The sequence below is a fragment of the Xanthomonas sp. Leaf148 genome (assembly GCF_001423585.1).
Taxonomy (GTDB): Bacteria; Pseudomonadota; Gammaproteobacteria; order Xanthomonadales; family Xanthomonadaceae; genus Xanthomonas.
Window position 1 is genome coordinate 76645 of the sequence record NZ_LMOP01000010.1, and the last position, 17902, is coordinate 94546.

General features: G+C 65.2%; 10 protein-coding genes and 1 other RNA gene. 9 read left to right on the forward strand and 2 right to left on the reverse strand.

The window, feature by feature from the left end:
* The first annotated feature begins 166 nt into the window (after positions 1-166).
* The 8 genes from ASF90_RS14665 (at position 167) to ASF90_RS14700 (ending at position 12796) form a co-directional block, all read left to right on the forward strand.
* Entirely contained in the window at positions 167-1762 is a 1596-nt protein-coding gene (locus ASF90_RS14665) for an aldehyde dehydrogenase family protein (protein ID WP_055851617.1), read from the forward strand.
* Positions 1759-2958: a Xaa-Pro peptidase family protein gene (locus ASF90_RS14670; RefSeq protein WP_055851621.1), complete on the forward strand. Its 1200-nt coding sequence runs from the start codon at positions 1759-1761 to the stop codon at positions 2956-2958. The genes ASF90_RS14665 and ASF90_RS14670 overlap by 4 nt, the downstream gene beginning before the upstream one ends.
* Before the next feature lie 116 nt (positions 2959-3074).
* Positions 3075-4892 (forward strand): DUF885 family protein, encoded by a 1818-nt coding sequence (locus tag ASF90_RS14675; RefSeq protein ID WP_055851624.1) that lies wholly within the window; start codon positions 3075-3077, stop codon positions 4890-4892.
* A complete protein-coding gene (locus tag ASF90_RS14680) occupies positions 4889-6781 on the forward strand; it encodes a DUF885 family protein (protein ID WP_055851628.1) in 1893 nt (630 codons plus the stop codon). Before ASF90_RS14675 ends, ASF90_RS14680 begins: the two co-directional genes overlap by 4 nt.
* A 64-nt stretch (positions 6782-6845) precedes the next feature.
* Entirely contained in the window at positions 6846-8432 is a 1587-nt protein-coding gene (locus ASF90_RS14685; protein ID WP_055851632.1) for an APC family permease, read from the forward strand.
* Entirely contained in the window at positions 8422-10770 is a 2349-nt protein-coding gene (locus tag ASF90_RS14690; RefSeq protein WP_055851635.1) for a S9 family peptidase, read from the forward strand. Before ASF90_RS14685 ends, ASF90_RS14690 begins: the two co-directional genes overlap by 11 nt.
* Before the next feature lie 110 nt (positions 10771-10880).
* Entirely contained in the window at positions 10881-12407 is a 1527-nt protein-coding gene (locus tag ASF90_RS14695; RefSeq protein WP_236699284.1) for a DUF5597 domain-containing protein, read from the forward strand.
* 92 nt (positions 12408-12499) lie between these two features.
* Positions 12500-12796, forward strand: a complete 297-nt coding sequence (locus ASF90_RS14700; protein WP_055851642.1) for a hypothetical protein — start codon at positions 12500-12502, stop codon at positions 12794-12796.
* 530 nt (positions 12797-13326) lie between these two features.
* Here ASF90_RS14700 and ASF90_RS14705 read toward each other — a convergent pair.
* Positions 13327-14421 (reverse strand): DUF5694 domain-containing protein, encoded by a 1095-nt coding sequence (locus tag ASF90_RS14705; protein ID WP_236699278.1) that lies wholly within the window; start codon positions 14419-14421, stop codon positions 13327-13329.
* Positions 14422-14746: 325 nt separating this feature from the next.
* A non-coding RNA gene (locus ASF90_RS22490) (sX9 sRNA) lies at positions 14747-14824 on the reverse strand.
* Between the two features lie 452 nt (positions 14825-15276).
* On the opposite strand from ASF90_RS22490, the gene ASF90_RS14710 reads away from it, so the two are divergent.
* A complete protein-coding gene (locus ASF90_RS14710) occupies positions 15277-17634 on the forward strand; it encodes a hypothetical protein (protein ID WP_055851644.1) in 2358 nt (785 codons plus the stop codon).
* Positions 17635-17902: the final 268 nt, after the last annotated feature.

Genomic DNA, 17902 nt, shown 5'->3' on the forward strand with positions numbered 1-17902 from the left:
AACACGCCGATCTGTCAGCGTGTTGCGCAATCACGTCGCCGTGTGCGCAGCGACGTGTGCTGATCGATGCGGATGTCGCGTTTGATACGGCATCCGCATCGGCCCCTTGGTCGGCCGCTGCCGCACGCTGCGCACAGGTCGATTCCATGCAATTGAAGGTGCCGCAATGAACGAGACGATCCAACCCATCCTGCTGGCCGGCCAATGGCAGCCCAGTCACGCGGCGACGGGCAGTTTCCGCGCCGCCAACCCCGCCACGGGCGAGGCGATCGGGCCGCTGTTTCCGGTCAGCAGTGCCGACGATATCGAAACCGCGCTTAGCGCCGCGCACGCGGTCGCCGCCGAGCTGGCCGCCGCGCCGGCTGAGCGGATTGCCGCATTTCTGGACGCATACGCCGCTGCGCTGGATGCCGACGCCGACACCCTGGTCGCACTCGCGCATGCAGAAACCGCATTGCCGGCGCCCACGCGTTTACGTGGCAATGAGCTGCCGCGCACCAGCGGCCAGTTGCGCCAAGCCGCAAACGCGGTGCGCAGCTACAGCTGGACCAACCCCATCATCGATAGCGCCGCCGATCTGCGCTCGCATCTGGCGCCCCTGGGCAAGCCGGTGCTGGTGTTTGGCCCCAACAATTTCCCGTTTGCGTTCAATGCGATTGCCGGCAGCGATTTCGCCTCTGCCATTGCTGCGCGCAACCCGGTGATCGCCAAGGCGCACCCGCTGCATCCGGCCACCAGCCAGCGCATGGCGCAACTCGCGCATCAGGCACTGGTGGGCGCGGGTCTGCCGGCGGCGGCGGTGCAGTTGCTGTATCACTTCGACAACACCGTCGGTGTGCGGTTGGCCGGCGATACGCGCCTGGGCGCGATCGGGTTTACCGGTAGCCGCGCGGGCGGGCTGGCGTTGAAGGCCGCGGCCGATGCGGCCGGCGTGCCGTTCTATGCCGAGCTGTCCAGCGTCAACCCGGTGTTTCTGTTGCCGGGCGCGCTGGCCGAGCGCGGCGATGCGCTGGCGCAGGAATTCTTTGCCTCGTGCACCTTGGGCAGCGGCCAGTTCTGTACCAATCCCGGTGTGGTGGTGGTGCCGCACGGCGCGGCGGGCGATGCATTCGTTGCGGCCACCAAGGCGCATTTCGACGCGGCCATGCCGATGGTGCTGTTCTCGGCTGCAGGGGTCGATGGCGTGCAACGTGGGGTGGCGAGCCTGCGCGCCGCCGGCGCCGCGGTGCTGGCGGGCGGCCACACCGGTGAGGACGGCTACCGTTATGCGCCGACCCTGTTGAGCGTGGAGGCATCGGCATTTCTCGCCAACCCGCATGCGCTGCAGACCGAGGCATTCGGCCCGGTGAGTCTGCTGGTGCGTGCGCAGGACAGTGCGCAGATGGCGCAGCTGGCCGCCGCATTCGAAGGCAACCTGACCGGCACGCTGTATCGCGCTGTCGATGGCAGCGACGATGCGGCATGGCAGGAAATCGCACCGGTGCTGCGTGCGCGGGTTGGCCGGTTGATCAACAGCAAGATGCCGACCGGCGTGGCGGTCAGCGCCGCGCAAAACCACGGTGGCCCGTTCCCGAGTACCGGACATCCGGGCTTCACTGCGGTGGGCATGCCTGGCGCGATTCGCCGCTTTGCCGCCTTGCACAGTTACGACGCTGTGCCCGATGCCTTGCTGCCGCCGGAACTGCGCCAGCACAATCCGGGCGGTGTCGCGCGGCTGGTCGATGGGCAGTGGAGCACCGCCGATCTGGGGGCAGGCACATGAGCACGCAGATCGGCGGCTTGTCGCTGGAACAGGCGCGCGCACAACTGGCGCCCTGGGCGCAGCGTGCCGCGCCGATCGCCGTAGACGAGTACGCGCAGCGCATCGAACGCGCACGCGGGCTGATGCGCGCACATGGTGTGGACGCCTTGTTGATCGGTGCCGGCACGTCCTTGCGCTATTTCACCGGCGTGCCGTGGGGCGCCAGCGAACGGCTGGTCGCCGCGTTGCTGACCCTGGACGGCGATCCGGTGTTGCTCTGTCCGGCGTTCGAGGAGGGCTCGCTGGACGCGGTGCTGCAGGTTCCGGTCGCCAGATATCTGTGGGAAGAACACGAAGACCCGTACGCGCTGGCGGTGCAGGCGATGGACGACCGCCATGCGCACGCGCTGGCGCTGGACCCGGGCATCGCCTTCGCCGTGCACACCGGCTTGCGCGCGCACTTGGGCACGGCCATCCGCGATGCCAGCGCCATCATCGACGGCTGCCGCATGTGCAAGTCGCCGGCCGAGCTGGCGCTGATGCAGCAGGCCTGCGACATGACGCTGCTGGTGCAGCGGCTGGCCGCGGGCATCGCGCACGAGGGCATCGGTACCGATCAGCTGGTGCGCTTCATCGACGAGGCGCATCGGGCGCTGGGCGCGGACAACGGCTCGACCTTCTGCATCGTGCAGTTCGGGCATGCCACGGCGTTTCCGCACGGCATTCCCGGCGTGCAGCACTTACGCGAAGGCGAACTGGCGCTGATCGACACCGGTTGCACCGTGCAGGGCTACCACTCCGATATCACCCGCACCTGGAGTTACGGCACGCCCAGCGATGCGCAACGGCGCATCTGGGACCTAGAGCAGGCTGCGCAGGCGGCGGCATTTGTGGCGATCCGCCCGGGCGTTGCCTGCGAGGCGGTGGATCAGGCTGCGCGCACCGTGCTGGAAGCGGCCGGGCTGGGACCGGATTACCGGCTGCCGGGGTTGCCGCATCGCACCGGCCATGGCTGCGGTCTGGCAATTCACGAGGCGCCGTATCTGGTGCGCGGCAACGCGCTGCCGCTACAGCCGGGCATGTGCGCCAGCAACGAACCGATGATTGTGGTGCCTGGCCAATTCGGCGTGCGGCTGGAAGACCATTTCTACGTCACCGATGCCGGCGCGCAGTGGTTTACGCCGCCCTCGATCGCAATCGACCAACCGTTTGCCTGAGCCCGTACGTGCTCACGCACTCGTAGGAGCGCACCCGGGCGCGACGGGTATTCCCGAGACAGCCAGTCGCGCCCGGGTGCGCTCCTACCGCCGTTCCTGCATCTTGGAGTCACTGCATGAAGCACCTGCGTCCTGTCGCCATCGGCCTGCTTGCAGCCGCGTTGTTTACCGCCTGCAAACCGGCGCCTTCCACGCCGGATCGTCCGGCCGCCACTGCGGCAGCCGTACCTGGCGAACAGGCAGCCAAGGTCTTCGATGCGCTGCTGGACAAACAGTGGCAATACCAGCTGCAGCACAGCCCCGAGTTCGCCAGCATCATCGGCGACAAACGCTATAACGACCGCTGGAGCGACTACTCGCTGGAGGCCGTACAGGCCGACCGCAGCGCCACCGCCGCGCTGCTCACGCAATTCGAAGCGGTGGATGCCAAGGCGCTGGATGAGCAACGTCAGCTCAGCCTGCAGATGATGCTCGGCCAGTTGCGCGACAAGCTCGAAGGCATCGACCTGAAGACCTATGCGATGCCGCTGGAGCCGATCGGCGGCATCCAGCTGGCGCTGGCCGGCTATGGCGATGCGTTTTCGTTCGAAAACGCCAAGGATTACCAGGATTACATCACCCGGCTGCAGGCGATCCCGACCGTGGTCGATCAGGTCATCGCGGTATCGCGGCAGGGCGCCAAAGAGGGCCTGGTGCAGCCGAAATATCTGCTGGAGCGCCTGCCCGAGCAGATCGACAAGATCGCGGCGCTGACCGGCGAGCAGAGCCCGTTCGCCTCGCCGCTGAAAAAGCTCGACGCCGCGGTGCCGGGCGATCAGCGCGCTGCGCTGCGCACGCAACTGCTTGCGGCGATCGATCAACAGGTGCGTCCGGCCTACGGCAAGCTGGCAGCATTCGTGCGCGACGAATACGCCGCACAGGGCCGCAGCTCCGAAGGCATCTGGTCGCTGCCCGATGGCGAGCGCCGTTATCGCTACGCCATCCATACCCAGACCACCACCGACATGGCGCCGGAGGAGATCCATCAGATCGGCTTGAAGGAAGTGGCGCGCATCGAAGGCGACATGGCGGTGATCGCCAAGGCGCAGGGTTTTGCCGATCTGGCCAGCTTCCGCAAGGCGGTGGAGACCGACAAGCGCCACTTCGCCACCTCCGGCGAGCAGATCCTGCAGCAGTACCGCCAGTACATCGCCGCGATGGAGCCGGAGCTGCCCAAGTTGTTTGGGCACCTGCCAAAGACCGCGCTGGAGGTGCAGGCGATGCCAGCCTTCCGCCGCGCTGCGCCGGGCGCCGAATATTGGCAAAGCAATCCGGAAGGCACCAAGCCGGCCATCGTGAAGGTCAACACCAGCGACTTCGCCAGCCGCACGTTGATCAACATCGAAACCACCGCCTATCACGAAGGCGTGCCCGGCCATCACCTGCAGATTTCGCTTGCGCAGACGCTGCCATTGCCGCCGTTCCGTCAGCAGGCCGGCTACAACGCCTATATCGAAGGCTGGGCGCTGTATGCCGAGCGCCTGGGCAAGGAGATCGGTTTCTTCAAGGACCCGTACAACGACTACGGCCGCCTTTCCGGCGAGTTGCTGCGCGCCAACCGCCTGGTGCTGGATACCGGGGTGCATTACAAGCGCTGGAATCGCCAGCAGATGGTGGATTTTTTCCACGCCCATCCGTCCGATGACGAGCCCAGCATTCAGTCCGAAACCGACCGCTACATCGTGTGGCCGGGGCAGGCGCTGGGCTACAAACTCGGGCAGCTGCAGATCCTGGCGCTGCGTGCCGAAGCGGAAAAAACACTCGGCGACCGCTTCGATGTGCGCGCCTTCCACGATGCGGTGCTCGGTGGCGGCGCAATGCCGTTGGCGATGTTGCAGCAACGCGTGCGGCAGTGGATTGCGCAGGCCAAGGCAGCGCCGGAGGCACGCCGATGACGACCAGCACCGTGTGGCGCGCCAGCGCATTGAGTGTCTTGATTGCAGCCAGTGTGGGTGGCACCGCATTGCAGGCGCAGGCCGCAGCACCCGCAGCACCCGCAGCGCCCGCATCAACCGCATCAACCACGCAAGACAGTGCAGCAGCGCGCTTCAAAGCGCTGTACACGCGCGAATGGCGCTGGCGCCAGGCGCAGCTGTCCGGCGCGGTGGATGAAGATAACCAGGCCACGCAAGACAAGCAGTCCGATCATCTGCCCAAGGTCGATGTGGCCACGCAAAACCTGCGCACGGCGTACTGGCAACAGGCGTTGAAAGAGCTGGATGCGATTCCGCAGGCGCAGCTGTCTGCTGAAGATCAGGTGAGCTACCAGGTGTATCGGCAGCAGCTGCAGGTGCTGCTGGACCAGCAACGGTTTCGCGCCTGGGAAATGCCGTTCAACAGCGACTCGGCGTTCTGGAGCGACCTGGGCTTCAGCGCGCAGGCCACGCTGCGCACGCGCGAGGACTATCAGCGTTATCTGAAAATGCTTGCCGATATCCCGCGCTATTTCGCCGAGCACACCGACAATATGCGCGCCGGCCTTGCGCGGGGCTTCAGCCAGCCCAAGGTCACGTTGACCGGGCGCGATCAGTCCATCGCCGATGTGGTGCAGGCCAGGAGCGAGGCCAATCCGTTCTACGCACCGTTCAAAACGATGCCGGCCACGCTGTCGGCAGACGTGCAGGCGCAACTGCGTGCGCAGGCAGTGGCAACCATCAACGCACAGGTGGTGCCGGCGTATGCAACGTTGCTGGATTTCATCCGCACCGAGTACCAGCCGCGTGCGCGCACGACGCTGGCCGGGGAAGCCTTGCCGGATGGCCAGGCCTACTACCGCGCGCAGATTCGCGAGTTCACCACGCTGGAGCTAAGCCCGGACCAGATCCATCAGATCGGTTTGCAGGAAGTCGCCAAGTTGCGCAAGCAGATGGATGCCACCATTGCCGAGAGCGGCTTCAAGCCACCGGCCGGGCAGGCGGTGTTCCCGGCGTTTCTGCACTTTCTGCGTACCGACCCGCAGTTTTATGCCAAGACGCCGGAAGAACTGCTCAAGCAGGCGGCATGGATCGCCAAGCGCGTGGATGCCAAGGTGGGCGATTACGTCGGCCGGCTGCCGCGCCGCCGCTTCGCGATCGAACCGGTACCGCCGGAGTTGGCGCCGTTCTACACCGGTGGCCGCGGCGGTCCCGGCATTTACCTGGTCAATACCTACAACCTGCCATCGCGGCCGCTGTACAACCTGACCGCATTGACGCTGCACGAGTCCTCGCCCGGCCATGCCTTGCAGATGCCGCTGGCCGCAGAAGCGCAGGGGCTGCCGGCGTTTCGCCGCTATAGCTATATCTCGGCGTATGGCGAAGGCTGGGCACTGTATTCGGAGTACCTGGGCCAGGAAATGGGCATGTACGACACGCCCTATGATCGCTTCGGCTATCTCACCTATCAAATGTGGCGCGCCTGCCGGCTGGTGATCGACACCGGGATCCACCACAAGGGCTGGACGCGGCAACAGGCGCAGGCCTACCTGCGCGACAACACCGCGCTGAGCGAGCACGAAGTCACCACCGAGGTGGATCGCTACATCGCCTGGCCCGGGCAGGCGCTGTCGTATTACCTGGGCGAGCTGAAGATCCTGGAGCTGCGCCGCAAGGCCGAAGCCGCACTGGGCGAAAAATTCGACCTGCGCCATTTCCACGATGCGGTGCTGCAGACCGGCTCGGTGCCGCTGCCGGTACTGGAAGCGCGCGTCGCGCGTTTCATTGCCGACGGTGGCGTGTCGCCGTATCCGGACGACAGCGCCGCCGAGGCCTCGGCAAGCGATGCGTCGGCGGCAGCCGATAATTGATGTATGACCACCACGCGTGCGGCATTGCCGCAGTAACTGCGCTTTCCACTCTTCGGGGCGACGTATGACAACACACGGTGCGACCACGCAAGGCAAGTTCCACAAGCGACTGAGCCTGACCGACCTGACCTTTATCGGCCTGGGTTCCATCTTCGGCTCGGGGTGGTTGTTTTCCGCAAGCCATGTGTCTTCGATCGCCGGGCCGGCCGGCATCCTGTCATGGATTCTCGGCGGCATTGCGGTGTTGCTGCTGGGGCTGGTGTATTGCGAGCTCGGCGCCGCACTGCCGCGCGCCGGCGGGGTGGTGCGTTACCCGGAGTATTCGCACGGCGCCTTGCTGGGCTCGTTGACCGGCTTCATCACCTTGATTGCGTTTTCCAGCCTGATTGCGATCGAGGTGGAAGCCGCGCGGCAATATGCGGCAGCGTGGTTTCCGTGGCTGAGTCAGCCAGGCAGCAGCCATCCCAGCGTGTGGGGCTGGTTGGTGCAGCTGGCATTGCTGCTGCTGTTCTTCGTGCTCAACTACTTCAGCGTCAAGACCTTTGCGCTGGCCAACAATATCGTCAGCATCTTCAAGTTTCTGGTGCCGATCCTGGTGATCGTGCTGCTGATGAAGCACTTCAACGCAGACAACCTGAGCGTGCATGGATTCGCCCCGTCGGGCATGGCCGGGGTGGAGGCGGCGATCTCGGCCGGCGGCATCATCTTTGCGTATCTGGGGCTCACCCCCATCGTGTCGGTGGCCAGCGAAGTGCGCGACCCGCAGCGCAATATTCCCATTGCCTTGATCCTGTCGGTGGCGCTGTCCACGGTGATCTATGTGCTGTTGCAACTCGCCTTTCTCGGCAGTATTCCGGCGGCACAACTGGCGCAGGGCTGGAGCGGCATCGACAAGGCATTTTCGTTGCCGTATCACGACATCGCGCTGGCCTTGGGCATGGCATGGCTGGCGGCGCTGGTGATTTGCGATGCGATGGTCTCGCCCAGCGGCACCGGCAATATCTACATGAATGCCACGCCGCGCGTGGTGTATGGCTGGGCACGCAGCGGTGGATTTCTGCCGGTGCTGACGCGGATCGACCCGGCGTCGGGGATCCCGCGTCCGGCGTTGTGGTTGAGCCTGGGCCTGTCGATCTTCTGGACGCTGCCGTTTCCGTCGTGGGAGACGCTGATCGGCGTGGTGTCGGCGGCCTTGGTGCTGAGCTATGCGGTGGCGCCGGTGACGGTGGCCGCATTGCGGCGCAGTGCGCCGGACTTGCCGCGGCCGTTCTACGTGCGCGGTTTGACGGTGTTGGGGCCGGTGTCGTTCATGGTGGCGGCGTTGATCGTGTACTGGTCCACCTGGCCCACCTTGTCATGGCTGCTTGGCCTGCAAGTGCTCGCCTTTGTCCTGTACGTGCTGTACCGGTTGCCATCGCGCGAGGGCAGGGCGCGCTTGCTGCGTCAGGTGCGTGCGTCGCTGTGGTTGATCGTGTTTTTCGTGCTGGTGATGGCGGTGTCGTGGGCCGGCACGTTTGGCGGCCACGGCTGGATCGCGCATCCGTTCGATACGCTGAGCGTGGCGGTGATCGCGTTCTTCATCTATCACTGGGGCGCACGCAGCGGCTTGCGCAGCGACGAACTGGCATTGGAAGAAGACGATGGCGAATGACGCCTGGCGTCATGCATGGATAACGCGGACCTCGCGCGTCATCGCCGCCTGCATGCTGTTGCTTGCGGCCACTGCGCAGGCCGCGCCAAGTGTGGCCGATTACCAACGCTCGCTCGGCCTGCGCGCGCGCTGGAGCACGTTGACCGAGAACGTTGCCTGGCCAGCGCAATGGCAGGACGACGGCACGTTCTACTACCGTAAGACCGTGCCTGGCGGGTTCGCTTTCATCCGCGTGGACGTTGCCACCTTGCACAAGCAGCCGGCCTTCGACCAGGCGCGCGTGGCGCAGGCGCTGCAAGCTGCCACTGGCGTCGCCTATACGGCGTTGGCGCTGCCGTTCGAGCAGTTTGTGTACTCGCAGGAAGGCACGCGTGCAGACGGCGCGATCGTGTTCGCCATTGAGGACGCTGCGTGGCGCTGCACCTTGACCACCTATCAGTGCGCGCCCGACGCCCCCAGCCTGCAGCCGCAGTTGCAGCAGCGGCCGCGCGGCTTTGGCGTGGTGCGCGACCCGGACGTAGCGGCCGATACCACGCCGCGCCGCTCGCCCGACGGGCAGTGGGAGGCGCTGGCCGATGGCTGGAATCTGGTCGTGCGTCGGGTGGCCGATGGTCACCTCGTGCAGCGTACCGACGATGGTCGCGCCGAGGATTACTTCGATCCGGAAAGTATTGCCTGGTCGCCCGATTCGCAGCAGCTGGCGGTGTATCGGGTGCGGCCGGGTACTGCACGCCGGGTCACCCGTGTGGAGGCCGCGCCGGCCGGACGTCTTGAGCCGGTGGTGCACACCCAGCTGTATCCCAAGCCGGGCGATGCGGTGGATGTGGAACGGCCGGTGCTGCTGGCGGTGGATGGCACACGGCGCGTGGTGGACAACGCGTTGTTCCCCACACCGTATTCGTTGTCGCCGCTGCAGTGGCGGGCGGATGGGCGCAGTGTGAGCTTTGAGTACGTGCAACGCGGGTTTCAGCGTATGCGCGTGATTGCGATCGATGCCGCCACAGGGCAGGCGCATGTGGCAGTGGGCGAGGACGCACGCACGTTCGTCTATGCCGACCGCAGCTTTCGCCATGAGGTGGATGCGCATGGCGACCAGATTCTGTGGATCTCCGAGCGCGACGGTTGGCGACATCTGTATCTGTACGACGGCCACAACAGCACCATCATCGAGCAGGTCACCCAGGGGCCCTGGGTGGTGCGCGATGTACTGAAGGTCGACGATGCGCAGCGCCGCATCTGGTTCACTGCCAGCGGTATGGATGCCGGCAAGGACCCGTATGACCGCCAGCTCTACAGCGTGGATTTCGATGGGCGCAACTTGACGCGATTGACCACCGCCGATGCCGATCACGACGTGGCGATTGCAGACGATGGCCGGCACTACGTCGATGTCTACTCGCGCCCGGATCTGCCGCCGGTGATGGAGCTGCATGCCATCGATGGCCGGCTGTTGCAGCAAGTGGAACACGGCAACATCGATCGGTTGCTTGCCGCAGGCTGGCGTGCGCCGGAAACTTTCGTCGCCAAGGGCCGCGATGGTCGCACCGACATCTGGGGCATGGTGGTGCGGCCGCGCGATTACGACCCGCACAAAAAATACCCGGTGATCGAAAACATCTACGCCGGCCCGCACGACTCGTTCGTGCCCAAGACGTTCTGGCCGTTCGGCTATCACTCCGGCGGCGACAAGCAGATCGGCATGCAGGCGCAGGCGGATCTGGGCTTCATCGTGGTGATGATCGACGGCATGGGCACCGCCAACCGCTCCAAGGCATTTCATGATGTGGCGTGGAAGAATCTGGGCGATTCCGGATTCCCAGATCGCATCGCCTGGCATCGTGCACTGGCGGCCAAAGATCCTTCTTACGACATCAGTCGCGTCGGTATTTACGGCGCTTCTGCCGGTGGGCAGAGTACCTTGGGCGCTCTTGAACGTCACCCGGATTTCTACAAGGTGGGCGTGGCGTTCGCCGGTTGCTACGACAACCGCATGGACAAGATCAGCTGGAACGAGCAGTGGATGGGGTGGCCGGTGGATGCCAGCTATGCCGCTGCCTCGGGCGTGGCCAATGCGGCCAAGTTGCAGGGCGACCTGCTGCTGATCGTGGGCGAGCAGGACAGCAATGTAGATCCTGCCTCCACCGCACAGGTGGTGGATGCCTTGATCAAGGCCGGCAAGGACTTCGACCTGCTCAACGTGCCGGGCGGCGAGCATTCGGTGGGCCGCTCCAGCGGGCCGATCGACTATGTGCAACGTCGCCAGTACGACTTCTTCGTGCGCCACCTGCTCGGGCAGCCCACGCCGCACTGGAATTCATCCACCCCGGAGGCTCGCTGATGCTGTTTGCCCGTCTATCCGCCATGCGCCGGCGTGGCCGCGCGGTTGTCTGCCTGTGTGTGCTGTCGTTGCTGGCAGGTGCGACGACACCGGCAGCGTGCGCTGAAGAAATGCCACGTTTTGTCAGCCAGAACGGCCGTCATGCGGTCTTTGTCGATGGTGCGCCGTATACGATGTTGGCTGCGCAATTGCACAATTCCAGCGCGTGGCTGGCGGTGTTGCCGCAGGCACTGGACGACGTGGTCGCGCTGCACGCCAACACCGTGGAAGCGCCAGTGTACTGGGAACAGTTCGAGCCGGCGCCGGGCCGCTTCGACACCACCAATGTGGATGCGTTGATCGCCGGCGCGCGCAAGCGCGGCCTGCGCGTTGCACTGCTGTGGTTCGGCAGCTGGAAGAACGGCCAGATGCATTACGTGCCGGAGTGGATCAAGCGCGACGAGACCACGTATCCGCGCATGCGCGATGCCAATGGCACGCCGGTGGATGTACTGTCGCCGCATGTGGATGCCAATGTGCAGGCCGATGCGCGTGCGTTCACTGCGTTGATGCAGCATCTGCGCAAGGTCGATGGCGACCGCCACACGGTGATTCTGGTGCAGGTGGAAAACGAACCCGGTGCCATCGGCACGGTGCGCGACCACGGCCCGGCCGGCGAGGCGGCGTTTGCGCAGCCGGTGCCGGCGGCAATCGCACAGGCGTTGGGCAAGCCGCAGGGCAGCTGGCAACAACTGTTTGGTGCCGATGCAGCGGAAGCCTTCAATGCGCATGCCACTGCCGCGTACATCGAGCAAGTGGCCGCTGCCGGCAAGCGTGCGTATCCGCTGCCGCTCTACGTCAACACCTGGCTGCGCTACAAGGGCAAGCGCTACCCAGGCATGGATTACCCGTCCGGCGGCGCCACGGTGAATGTGTTCGCACTCTGGCGCGCGGCCACGCCGTCGATCGACTTCATCGGTACCGACATCTACACCAGCGATTACAACGAATACACCAAGGTCATCGGCCAGTACGCGCGGCCGGATAATCCGGCCTGGGTGTCGGAGACCGGCTTCGAAGCGGCGACGGCGCCGTACCTGTTTCATGTGCTGGGGCAGGGCGGGATCGGGTTTTCGGTGTTCGGCATGGACGGCAACCCGGATAGCGACGCCAATCGCGCTGCCGTCGCTGCGCATGCGGCCAATTTCAAGTTGTTGGCGCCGCTGCAACGCGTGCTGGCGCAGGCCGCCTTCGACGGACGGCTGCAAGGGATTGCCGAGCAGCCCGGTATGCCGCAACGCACCCTGCGTTTTGGCGATTGGCAGGCCAAGGTGTCGTTCGGCGCGCCGTTGTGGGGCGATGCGCCGGCGATCCTGCCGGGTAACGACGATCACGGCGGGCGGCTGCTGGTGGCACAGCTGGGGCCGGAAGAGTTCTTGGTCACCGGCATGGCCGCGCGCATTGAATTTTTCCGCGAAGCGGCCGATAACCGTCATGGACAACTGTTGCGGGTAGAGCAGGGGCGGTATGTCGACGGGCGCTGGCAGGTGGAAAAGCAGCTCAACGGCGACCAGACCGACTACGGGCTCAACTTCGGCCGCGGGGGTCCAACCAGCCAGGAACCGGTCGTGCTGCGGGTGCGCGTCGGTTCTTACTGAGCCTTGCTGATCGTGTCGTTGCCGCCCTTCGCATGCTGTCTGCAACGCGTGGGGCCTTGTTTGCATCCACTCACCGCCACACCGGAGCCACCATGAGCATCAGCAGCATCGCCAGTTCCGGAATGCAGGTCGCCGCGCTGCGTCAGCAGGTGGCCGCCAGCAATGTGGCCCGCCAGCCGGTAGAGGGCAGCCCGCGTCAGTCGGTTGCGGCCAGCACGCAGGCCGGTGGCGGCGTGTCGGCCAGCGTGGTCGATGCGTCGTCCGATCCGTCGGCTCCGGTCACTGATCTGGTCGACGGGCTATCGGCACGCAACGACTTCCAGGCCAATGCCGCTGCGCTACGTCGCTCCGACGAGATGTTGGGTAGCTTGTTGGACGTATTGAGCTGAGAGCTCGGAGTGAACGACGGCCGTTGTCGATCTAATGCACGGCTGCCCGTTTGATTCCGTGCTTGGTGACACTTGCCTGCCACTTCGCTGCAGGGCCCTTGCCCRCCCACCATCACRGGACACGCCGCAAGTACGYCCCTGTAGGCKCTTACGCGGCATCCATGCCGCGTAAGGTCCCGCGACGGTGGGCGGGCAAGGACCAATCAAGAGTGTCGGTGTGCATGGTGCAAGCAAGGCATGACGCCTGCGTTCGGATAACGGCGCGTTTTGTCATCCTTCCAACGCAAGCAGATCAACGGCCAAGTTTGTAAGAACGCAACCTGTTAACTCTGCTTGCAAGAAAGCAACCGATTCACTCTCTGGTGCGGTGTTCTCACCGATTGCGGGACCGTGTGGCGGCATGGATGCGGCCACCAAGCCTACATGGAGGTACTTGCGGCGTGTCCCGCGAGCGGTGAGGGCACCGCGCCCTCGACTGACTAGGCTCCTGACCTGGAGCTTCATGTTGAAGTCGTTTTACTCACTTCTCGTCACCGCCCGTCAGTGCCCAACACCTGCGCTGCATCGACGATCTCCACGCCCTGTAGCTGTCCCAGGAAATTATCGAACCAGGGCTTGTGCGTGGCGCCCACCACCGCCAGCACACGTGCACCTGGTTGGTCGGCAAAGCTGGCGCGCACATTGGACACCATGCGCAGGTTGCGGATTTCCCAACCGGACACGTAGCGATAGCCGTAGTGTTGCGGCGACTTCTCGCTCAACGCCGCGCGGAAGTCCACATCGATCGACAACTGCTGGTTGGCCGGCAGGTTGATCGCGCGGTATAGCTCCAACAGCTTGCCTCGCTGCGCCAGCTGTTTTTTCTGCGCGAGCATGGTGCTGGCGCGCGGGGCGGCTTTTTCCCAGGCCCCTTGGACGGCAGTGCCGTAAGCCTCCGGGTTGTCCACCTGCACGTTGTCGCCGGTGTGATCGTCGACCGGATAGACGCGCTGCAGTCCCAGCCGTACCGCCAGCGGCACGGAGATCAGGCTACTCTCGTCCTGGCGCTGTTCCGCAGCGCGCAGCCGCGCGACGAGCGCTGTATCCAACCCATCGCCAGCGCGCTGCTCGGCCTGCGCAAGCTGCAACCACTGCACCAAGGCAGACGACGGGTCACCCGATGCCAGAAACACTGCAGCCAGCTGCCGTCGCTGCGCCGGCGTCGGTGCGTTGGGCCAGCTCTTAAGCGTTGCACGCACCTTGCCGATGGCGGCCGGCACATCCAGGCCGGTCGCACGTGCTGCGTCGTCGACCTTGGGACAATAGGCCGCACTGTCTTCCGGCAGATACACCGTGGGATGCCGCCGCATCAGATCGCAGGTTTCGCCTGACAGATCCTCCGTCGTGATGATGGTCGGCTTATAGGCCGCCAACCGGTCCAGCAATGGTTGCAGCCGTGCTGCACTGATGTCGCTGCCTTCGGGCAACTGCGACAGGTGCACGCTGCCAAGCACCAGCACCTGGGTGCGTGGCGCGGCCATGTCCGCATCCAGTTGCGACAGGTCCACTTGTGCCTGCGCGATGCCCGGTGCGATGAGCGTCAGCAACGCGATGCACAGCCGGCGGGGGTGGAGCAGGGTGGTCAAGACGGGTGCTGCGACGGAACGCGACGCTACTGCGTCGACGCCGTTCGAGGTGCAAGGTACTGGTGGCTGCATGACGGTCCTTGTACGTAATCGCATCCGCGCTGCGGCAAGCGCACCCTGCGGCAGTAGACGTGCCGCGAGTATGGCCGATACCGCAGGCATCCAGCCCGGCCGGAAAGTCACGCCGCCAAATGGCAGGGTTCCTGCGGGCATGCACTGCGTCATGCTTGCTCGATGCCGGAGCATCGACCGCAGGTCGCTTCAAACGCCGCGTGCAAAACTCGATGGTCACGTCTGGCAAGTCTTGACGACATGCGCTGAGAGTGGCTACCAAAACGTCGCGAGCAGTCGTCAGGTGGGTGTGGACGGCGCGCTCAGAGCCGGAAGGTACGGAGTGGTACATGCCGCACCGAGCACCGGTTGCGCCCGCCTGGCGGTGAGCACAGTCGTTTTGTTAGCTGCCCTAAGCTGCGTGTCGACTGCTAGCGCTTCGTGCACATCGCCTGCGCAAGAACCGCACCGCGACACCGGCAGTTTGCGGTGATCGATGTGGTTTATCCATCGTCGGCATACATGATCGATTGCGATGTAACGCAGCCGGAACGCATCGGCTATGCGGCATGCAAGATGCCAGGGAGCCAAGCAACGCAGCCAGTCCGCCGGCGCCAATGCATGCCTCAGATCCTGCAAGGGCCCAGTGTTGCGCGCATGCCGTAAGGCCGCAGCAGGCACCACCGCGCACATGCCAGTGAATCGGTCTGTATGCAGATTTCCGCACCCGCGTCGGACCACTGCCACAAGACGTGGCGGGTGCATGCGCGCAGGATGCGGTTACGACCACCCAAGGGCACGACGATGGACCGGAGAACCTTTCTGCGGCAAGGCATGGCAGCGACCGCGGCCGTGGGGGCCGGCGCTGCGCTGGCGGGTCACGCGGTGTCGACCAGCGCGGCGGCGCCGCCTGCAGCATTACGGCCGCGCCTGGAGGCGCTGCCTTCAGCCGCGCAGGTGGGCAGCAAGCTGTGCAGTTTTGAGCACCTGCAGCAACAGTGGACCGTCTACGAGCAGCTCGACGACCCGCAGGGCCAGCTCACGCTGTGGACCGACAGCGGCATGCTGCGCCTGGACAAACGCACCGAAGCTGCCTACCCGGCGGCAGGGGCGCCGTACTTCGGCATGCCGCTGGCGCAGGTCGCCATGGCCGACGCCGACCTGCTTGCCGATCGCTTGCTGCGTGAGGGCGACCCGGACGAGGCGCAGGTGCGCGATGTCGCGCCACCGCCGGCGTCGTTGCTGGACCCCAAGGACAACGGTGGGCGCTGGCCGTGGACCACGTTTGTTGGCACGCGCGAAGCGCTGGACACCATGCCGATCTTGCCCAACGGCCGCAGCCGGACCTCGCGGCCGGAACATGCCTTCACCGAACTGGGCGAGGAGGCGCTGATCAAACGGCGGGAAGAAGGCATGCTCGGTGGCTGGATGCCGGCGGTGCGCAAGGTGATGCGCCGCGAGGGCGAGGCCGACGCCTGGTACGACGTGCTGGTATTCGCCGATGTATGCGCGCCCGACCGCTTTGTGGTGCAGACCTGGCACCGCACCATGCAGGTCCGCGGCGGGCAGATCGTGGCGGTGCACTACACGCACAGCTATCCCGAATTCGGCACGCTGCGCACGCCGGCCACCGCGGAGCAGTTTTATGCGGCGCTGATCGATTTCGCGGCGTACTGGCAACAGGCATTGGACGGCACGGTGCAGGCGCAACTGCCCGATGCCAGCTGGAATGACATGGCGCAATTCGCGTTCGCGCGCGAGCTGGTGGTGCGCCCGGGTGGCGACTACCCGAAGTACGGCGCGGTGGAGCGCGACTACTACGGTAACGAGTACGACGGCTTTCAGGACACCTTTACCAGTTCGCTCTACGCCAATCTGGAATGGGGCCGCTTTGCTCAGGCTGCTGCGGTACTCGACAATTACTTCGATGCGTTCGTGCAGGACGATGGCCTGCCGAACATGCGCGGGCCGGAGGTGGGGCAGTTCGGTCTGACCTTGTCGTTGCTGGCGCGCTATCTGCGCTATACCGGCGATGCGCTGCGCTTGCGCCGATTGCTTCCCAAGATTGCGGCCACCGCGCAGGTGTTGTGCGCGTTGCACGATCAGGCATTGGCATTACCGCGCAACGCGTCCGGGCACGGCCTGCTGCATGGCTGGAACGAATCGGATGCGTGCCTGTTTCCCGATCCATCGCTGTGGTGGAAGCCGTATTACGCCAACAGCGCGCTGACCGTTCGCGGGTGGGAGGACATCGCGCAGGTCTGGAGCACGCTCGGTGGCGATGCGGCACAGGCAAGCCAATGGCAGCGCCGCGCGAAGCAGTTGCGCACACGGCTGGAAGCCAGCCTGCGTGCCAATGTGCGCCGCGATTTGTCGCCGCCGTATGTCGGCCCGCTGCCGGGCACCACGCTGACCTTTCGGCAATCGCTGCTGCAGGAAAAACCCAGCGAGCAGCAGTGGCCGCATCGCGCCTACGCCGAGTTGCTGCAGGCCGATGTGTTGCCGGACGACCTCGCCCATCTGGTGATCGACTGCCTGCGCGGCCACGGCGGCACCAGCATCGGCGTGGTGGCCAACATCGCGCCACCGGAGCCGGGTAGCCGCGATCTGCTGGGGTTTATTTCCTACGGGTATGCGCAACAGCTGCTGCGGCTGGATCGCATCGAAGAGTATCTGTTGTTCGTCTACGCGCACCGCTATCAGGTGCACACGCGTGGCAGCTGGACGGCGGGCGAAGTCAGTGGCATTACCGGCGGCATGCCGTTGTTCTGCATGCCGGCGCAGATGACCATCCCGCTGTTGTTGCGCTGGATGCTGGTCAGCGACGACAGCGCGGGCGAGCAGTTGTTTCTGGCGCGTGCAGTGCCGCGTGCATGGTTGGCCAGCGGCGAGGCGGTCGGTATTGCTGCGGCGCCGACACGTTGGGGCACGGTCACACTGACCTTGCGGACCGACACCGCTGCACGCCGTATCGATGCACAGGTGCAACTGCCCGAGCGCGCTCCCAAGCGCACCTGGCTCACGCTGCGTGCGCCAACCGGCACGCGATTGCAACGCGTACTGGTCGATGGACAACCGGCGCGTCTGCAAGGCCCGCATGCGGATCGGGTGGCGGTGTCGCACGGCGTCGCAGCGGTGCAGGTACAGGCCTGGTACGTGTGACGCACGTCGCTGCAATGCCGTCATCGACACGCGGCGCGATCTGAGCGCGGCGATCGGCACCGATCGCCGTCTACAACGCTAGCGGCAACAAGGTTACTTTTGAGGGCGTGTGCAGTGGTCTTGCCATCACGCTGGGCGTGAAGCGAGCAATCCCGCGACCGCGTAGCCATCAGGCGCGTGCATGCGATCCGGCATGTATCAGGTGTACGCGATAACCGCTTGCCATGTGTCACCGTGCTTTGTGTCGAAATTATGGCAAAAGCATGTG

What these genes read in the sequence shown, in the direction of transcription:
- ASF90_RS14665 (WP_055851617.1), top strand. Translation starts at nt 167, where the DNA reads ATGAACGAGACGATCCAACCCATCCTGCTGGCCGGCCAATGGCAGCCC.
- ASF90_RS14670 (WP_055851621.1), top strand. Translation starts at nt 1,759, where the DNA reads ATGAGCACGCAGATCGGCGGCTTGTCGCTGGAACAGGCGCGCGCACAA.
- ASF90_RS14675 (WP_055851624.1), top strand. Translation starts at nt 3,075, where the DNA reads ATGAAGCACCTGCGTCCTGTCGCCATCGGCCTGCTTGCAGCCGCGTTG.
- ASF90_RS14680 (WP_055851628.1), top strand. Translation starts at nt 4,889, where the DNA reads ATGACGACCAGCACCGTGTGGCGCGCCAGCGCATTGAGTGTCTTGATT.
- ASF90_RS14685 (WP_055851632.1), top strand. Translation starts at nt 6,846, where the DNA reads ATGACAACACACGGTGCGACCACGCAAGGCAAGTTCCACAAGCGACTG.
- ASF90_RS14690 (WP_055851635.1), top strand. Translation starts at nt 8,422, where the DNA reads ATGGCGAATGACGCCTGGCGTCATGCATGGATAACGCGGACCTCGCGC.
- ASF90_RS14695 (WP_236699284.1), top strand. Translation starts at nt 10,881, where the DNA reads ATGCCACGTTTTGTCAGCCAGAACGGCCGTCATGCGGTCTTTGTCGAT.
- ASF90_RS14700 (WP_055851642.1), top strand. Translation starts at nt 12,500, where the DNA reads ATGAGCATCAGCAGCATCGCCAGTTCCGGAATGCAGGTCGCCGCGCTG.
- ASF90_RS14710 (WP_055851644.1), top strand. Translation starts at nt 15,277, where the DNA reads ATGGACCGGAGAACCTTTCTGCGGCAAGGCATGGCAGCGACCGCGGCC.